Origin of the sequence: Acaryochloris sp. IP29b_bin.148 (assembly GCF_028285565.1) — a bacterium.
Taxonomy (GTDB): domain Bacteria; phylum Cyanobacteriota; class Cyanobacteriia; order Thermosynechococcales; family Thermosynechococcaceae; genus Acaryochloris.
Genome location: NZ_JANQOY010000009.1, coordinates 1 through 4,984 on the forward strand (window position 1 = coordinate 1; position 4,984 = coordinate 4,984).

General features: G+C 47.3%; 9 protein-coding genes. 3 read left to right on the forward strand and 6 right to left on the reverse strand.

Translation table 11 applies throughout. The features are described 5' to 3' along the window. The coding region (locus Q0986_RS00870) for a metallophosphoesterase family protein (RefSeq protein WP_299402389.1) at positions 1–574 on the forward strand (574 nt) is incomplete at its 5' end. 25 nt (positions 575–599) lie between these two features. Continuing rightward, the gene (locus Q0986_RS00875) at positions 600–1,331 is read left to right on the forward strand and encodes a metallophosphatase (RefSeq protein ID WP_299402391.1); all 732 of its coding nucleotides are present in this window, start codon (positions 600–602) and stop codon (positions 1,329–1,331) included. A 24-nt stretch (positions 1,332–1,355) separates the two neighbouring features. On the opposite strand, the gene Q0986_RS00880 is transcribed toward Q0986_RS00875, so the two are convergent. From Q0986_RS00880 to Q0986_RS00905, 6 genes are all read right to left on the reverse strand, one after another. Beyond that, positions 1,356–1,733, reverse strand: a complete 378-nt coding sequence (locus Q0986_RS00880; RefSeq protein ID WP_299402393.1) for a type II toxin-antitoxin system VapC family toxin — start codon at positions 1,731–1,733, stop codon at positions 1,356–1,358. Further along, positions 1,733–1,966, reverse strand: a complete 234-nt coding sequence (locus tag Q0986_RS00885) for a hypothetical protein (protein WP_299402395.1) — start codon at positions 1,964–1,966, stop codon at positions 1,733–1,735. Before Q0986_RS00885 ends, Q0986_RS00880 begins: the two co-directional genes overlap by 1 nt. 191 nt (positions 1,967–2,157) lie before the next feature. Further along, a complete protein-coding gene (locus tag Q0986_RS00890) occupies positions 2,158–2,289 on the reverse strand; it encodes a type II toxin-antitoxin system HicB family antitoxin (RefSeq protein ID WP_299402397.1) in 132 nt (43 codons plus the stop codon). 260 nt (positions 2,290–2,549) lie between these two features. Beyond that, complete coding sequence (locus Q0986_RS00895) at positions 2,550–2,945, reverse strand: hypothetical protein (RefSeq protein ID WP_299402400.1); 396 nt, start codon at positions 2,943–2,945, stop codon at positions 2,550–2,552. 486 nt (positions 2,946–3,431) lie between these two features. After that, the gene (locus Q0986_RS00900; protein ID WP_299402402.1) at positions 3,432–3,761 is read right to left on the reverse strand and encodes a type II toxin-antitoxin system PemK/MazF family toxin; all 330 of its coding nucleotides are present in this window, start codon (positions 3,759–3,761) and stop codon (positions 3,432–3,434) included. Continuing rightward, complete coding sequence (locus tag Q0986_RS00905) at positions 3,745–3,942, reverse strand: hypothetical protein (protein ID WP_299402404.1); 198 nt, start codon at positions 3,940–3,942, stop codon at positions 3,745–3,747. The genes Q0986_RS00900 and Q0986_RS00905 overlap by 17 nt, the downstream gene beginning before the upstream one ends. Positions 3,943–4,288: 346 nt before the next feature. On the opposite strand from Q0986_RS00905, the gene Q0986_RS00910 reads away from it, so the two are divergent. Then, positions 4,289–4,984, forward strand: a 696-nt coding sequence (locus tag Q0986_RS00910; RefSeq protein ID WP_299402406.1) for a GTP-binding protein, incomplete at its 3' end; no start/stop codon positions are given.

The window sequence follows — 4,984 nt, forward strand, 5'->3', positions numbered from 1 at the left end:
CTTGATCGCAGAGAAGCGGGGAAGGCAGGCCCATGAATGGACGAACCAAGTCATCCATCCAGAGGTAAGGGACTATCTAGCCCAACTCCCCATGACCCTACAGACTGAGAATCTGGCCTTTGTCCATGGTAGCCCCAACAGTCAGCATGAATATTTACTGCCCAGCATGGATGGATTTGCGGCCTTAGAGCGAGTGGTTTCCACCGGCGCAGATGTCTTATTCTGTGGTCATACCCATGTTCCCTATGTGCGGGAGCTAGAGGATGGCAAGCTCTCCGTGCGCGTTCACCAACCGGGACAAGACGACCAGCAGCACCAGTTCACAACGTCCCTGAAGCGAATTATCAATGCTGGCTCTGTGGGAGAACCTCGCCACGGACGTCCTCACGCCACCTACGTTCTCTATGACACCGATACGGACCAGGTCACTCTTCGGGAGGTGCCCTATGACTACGAGAAGACCTGTGCAGCCATTGTTGACAAGGGCTTGCCACCCATTTTTGCCTGGCGCTTGGCGCGGGGGATGGAATTTGCAGAGCGAGCCGATGATCCTAGCCATGTCTGTCAGCGGTAGCGGATCTCAATTCAGGAGGTAAAAAATGGAACAGTGGGCTATTTTAAGCGGGATAGAAGGTAATATCAGTGCCTATGAAGCGGTACTGGTAGATATTCGCCGACAGCGCGTGTCAGATATGTATGTCTTAGGCGATTTTGTGGGCTTCAAGGGAGACAACGAGGCCGTAATCCAGCGACTCCAGTCTCCGGGAGCTGGAGAACTGGAACCCCAAATTTGTATCGGCTGGTGGGAAGAGCAGTGCTTTAATTTATACGGGTTGGGCGGCTTACCCGATGCCCCAGAGCTGGTAGAACAAGAGGGGGCCGATGCGGTTCAGCGTCTCTGGGAATCGGTCTCCCGGCAGTCCGTACAGTGGATGCGATCGCTTCACTTTGGATTTCATGAATTGGACTGCCTGCTGATTCATGGCAGTACAGTGGGCTATGCGGATGTGCTCACGCCGGATACACCTGCAATGCAATTGTGCGATCGCATGATTCGAGCCGATGCCAACCATCTCTTCTGTGGCCGCTCAGGACTCGCCTTTGAATGTTGGATTGAGCCAGGGGATCTACGCTCCACGGTCATGACCCTGGATGGCACTCAGACGACCCCAGCACAAAAATACACACCTCGGCGCATCATCGGTGTGGGCAATGTTGGACGCCAGCCCGGACAGGCAACCTATACCCTTTATAATCCCGCCAACAATCAAATCACCTTCAAAACCGTGAAGTATAGCAAGGCCAAAGGCTTTGCCTTGCAGCACTCATAGACTGGAAAATTCGTATGGGTGAGCTTATTTGATGCTTACTGCAATTGTTCTCACACCTAAACCGCTGAAATCTGATGTGTTATTAGTAACAACGCTTAAGCCGTTGACTGAAGCTGTCGCAGCAATGATGGCATCTGGTGTTTTGGTCTTAAATTGCTGTCTTAGTCGGATAGCCTGTTCAGCGATCGCATCTTTCAGGTCAAATACAGTGGCGTAGCTGATGAATTCCCTTGCTTTGGCATACGATTCAAGGTCAGCGGCAAACTGTCCCCAGCCCAAAAACTCGATTTTGGTGATGATAGAAATATTGAAACTATCAGCGAATATAGTGTGAATCGCTTCGTCATCTGTCAAGCCGTTGAAATAGTAGATGACGATATTGGTGTCAATCAAGTAAGCCACTAGCACCAGCCTTCACGGGTACTCGCTAAGTAGTCGTCAATGGCTTGCTTGGGCTGGTGGGTAACTCCGAAAAATAGGTGTGGATCAAAAGGGGCAGCAGACTGTTGTATTTCCTCGACTTCAACATCATTTTCCTGTGCCAGTTGCGCTAACACCAACTGCACTAGCCGGAACTTGTCAGCATGGGATAAGGCTGAGATCGAGGGTAATAATTCTGCTATTGATGTTGACATGGTGATTGATCTCTAAAGGTTAACTTGACGGATATTGGCATCAGCTTTTTTTTGTGCCTTGAGCCATGTCGATGCAGAACACAACCAGACTGCTCTAGTTCACGAATAAACTCTTTCCGCTTCATACTTCAAGGATCAGTTCTTTGGTTTTTGCTTCTGCTGGAGTGGGTTTAGCCTCTGTAGCTATAAGCTTAGGCATCGCGTATGTTTTCCTTTAGCTCCGCAAGAGTTTGCCCTTGGCTAAAAACTCCAGGAATACCTTTCAACCGACCGACCAACCAATCATCATCGTTCCAATACTCCAAGATGAAAGACTGTGTCATGATACTTCCCGGCTACTTCAATGCCTCTAAGGTATCAAAAACCTTGAATGCCTGGTGAAATGTCTAGGGCGCAGGAGTCTAACGGCTTGGCCATCAGGGGTGCGAGTAAAAACATTTAAAGAGCAACCAGATTGCTTCAATCGAGTGTCTCTTGTATGAGCTGGTTAGGACATAACTAGAGCATGACAAAAAAGAGCACTCAATAACAGTTTAATAAAGGCTCCGAAAATACACTAGATTTACAGCTGCAATGATTTGAATTACTCGATCCCGCGTTCACGAAGAAGTAGCCTGATTTCTTGCAAGACAGCCAACTGTCGCGTTTCAAACTCTGATGGCTGCTCAAAAAACTTAATAGAATAAAAAACTGTTGTAATCCCACCAAGACCTAAAATAAGCGAAGATAAGCTGGAATCACCTTGAAAATAAAAGTAAAGAGCAACCGCGCCGATAGTTAATACAGCAAATACCCAGAAAAATGCGATGAACTTAAATTGCCGTTTTCTTTCCTGACTGAGTAATGCTCTTCGATGTGTACGCTCATCAAACAATTCTGAATTAGTACATATACTTAGAGACTTGGGCTGAGAAGCTTCAGTTTGAATGTGAATATCTCTACCTACATTTATATCCCTTCCAGCATTAAAGTCACTCATTTCTAGTTGCTTTGCCTAGATTGTTTCACAAATAGATTATAGCCACTACAATTGTGCAATCACTCTAGCGAGCGAGTCTCTAACTATTAATTTACGGATGGCGTTGATAATACCTTCAAAGTCGAAATTATCAACTGCCATCCGTATAAATCCGATATAAGGACATGATTAAAGAAGTAGGATAACTCCGAGGTGCTCTTCAACAGGTAGATGCCTTGGAGGCATGGGTTCGAAAGCAGAAATGGAGTGCACGGATTTTGCGATCGCGCGTATCCCGAGATTGGGAGAGTTGACTTTAAAAACCTCTGAAAGCCCTCACCCCCAACTGTTAAATACGCCCTTTTGCGATGGCCGAAGGCCGGTCGCAAACCATCACAAACTAGCCAAATCCTATTCCCTTTGATAAGAACATTATGACCGTGGGTGCTGAGGCACCCATATCTCACATTCGTCCGGTGCAGCGCAGTATCGGGCTGCTGGTAAAAATCACAACCCTAGCCAACCTTTCAAAGACTGCTCTAGCCGTTGTGCATCCACATCAGCTAACTGACCAATCACTTTTATCACCAAACTCTCATGCACTGTATAAATGCCTCGCTTGAATGCTGTCGCAACGTTTAACCCTGCTGCCGACCATTCAGCAAGTGCAAACTCTCCGTCAAGCAACGATCCCGTCTTGCTCGTCAAAGGTGTAACCAGAATGTCTTGAGAGGAATGGGGTGAACTCACCACGACCGCAGGTCTGACTTTGGAGCTTGACAAATCCGAAAATGGATAGCGAACTAACACAATGTCAGGCTTAAAGTAGCTGGGCATACACATCATCCTCAGTGTTATCCCACACAGCATCTAATGACGTTTGACTGGCTTGTAGCCAAAACCCAGTTTCATCATCAGGAAGCAGCGTGACTAGCACCTTTGTTCCTTCGGGAAGCTCTGTTGATTCCAGAAGTTCAATTTTTCCTTCGCGAATCGTAGCCCAAAGTGTTTGCAGCATATCTCTTCATTAATAGTCTTGCTTTAAGTTTATGCCTCAATAACTGATTCTGGAGATCGTTATGATTGCGTTGCTTGATGTAGTCAATGATAATGATTATCATTCTAACAGCACTCCTTCACGCCACATGCACCTAAAGCGACGCCTTATCTTTCTCCCGCCTTCGCCAAAAGTGTGCGGCGCTTTGAACAACTCTCTTCTTTCAAGCGACGGTATAACTATCTGCTGCTGCAATTCGCCCTGTAGTTAATCCACCTACCTCAACCGGAGTTCACGCATGATTCAATCCCTCGCTTAACAAGCCTCACCCCAAACTGAACTAAAACTCCCCAAACGAGGGTTACCCGTGACGATTATTACGGGCTTTCTTGGCAGCGGTAAGACCACACTGCTCAATCATATTCTCCAAGACTGTCAGGATCTAAAAGTAGCGGTGTTGGTCAATGAGTTTGGCGATATCGATATTGATAGCCAGCTCTTAGTTTCTGTTGAGGAAGACATGGTGCAGCTTAGCAATGGCTGTATCTGCTGCACCATCAACGACGACTTAGTGGAAGCGGTCTACAGCATTTTGGAACGGAACGAGAAGGTAGATCACTTGGTGATCGAAACAACGGGGGTGGCTGATCCATTGCCCATCGCACTCACGTTTGCGATGCCGCCCCTGCGGAATTTAACCCAACTGGATTCCATCATTACGCTAGTAGATGCAGAAGCCTTCTCTCCCCAGCATTTTGAGAGTGAAGCTGCCCTTAACCAAGTCTCCTATGCCGATATTATTGTGCTCAATAAAACGGACTTAGCTGCCCCTCATCAGGTAGATTCATTGGAGGCATGGGTTCGAGAGCAGAAATGGGGGGCACGAATTTTGCTCTCGCAAAACAGTAACATTCCCTTGCCATTGATTTTAGATACAAATCTCTTTCAGCCAGAGCGCTATGCTACAGCAGCCAAGGCAATGGCTGAGACGACGCATGATCACCATGACCCTCACTGCCACGACCACCACCATCACTCCAACCATCTCGTCAATGATGGGTTT

Coding starts and splice junctions, on each gene's coding strand:
- Q0986_RS00895 (WP_299402400.1), bottom strand. CDS start 2,945: ATGAGTGACTTTAATGCTGGAAGGGATATAAATGTAGGTAGAGATATT.
- Q0986_RS00875 (WP_299402391.1), top strand. CDS start 600: ATGGAACAGTGGGCTATTTTAAGCGGGATAGAAGGTAATATCAGTGCC.
- Q0986_RS00905 (WP_299402404.1), bottom strand. CDS start 3,942: ATGCTGCAAACACTTTGGGCTACGATTCGCGAAGGAAAAATTGAACTT.
- Q0986_RS00900 (WP_299402402.1), bottom strand. CDS start 3,761: ATGCCCAGCTACTTTAAGCCTGACATTGTGTTAGTTCGCTATCCATTT.
- Q0986_RS00890 (WP_299402397.1), bottom strand. CDS start 2,289: ATGACACAGTCTTTCATCTTGGAGTATTGGAACGATGATGATTGGTTG.
- Q0986_RS00885 (WP_299402395.1), bottom strand. CDS start 1,966: ATGTCAACATCAATAGCAGAATTATTACCCTCGATCTCAGCCTTATCC.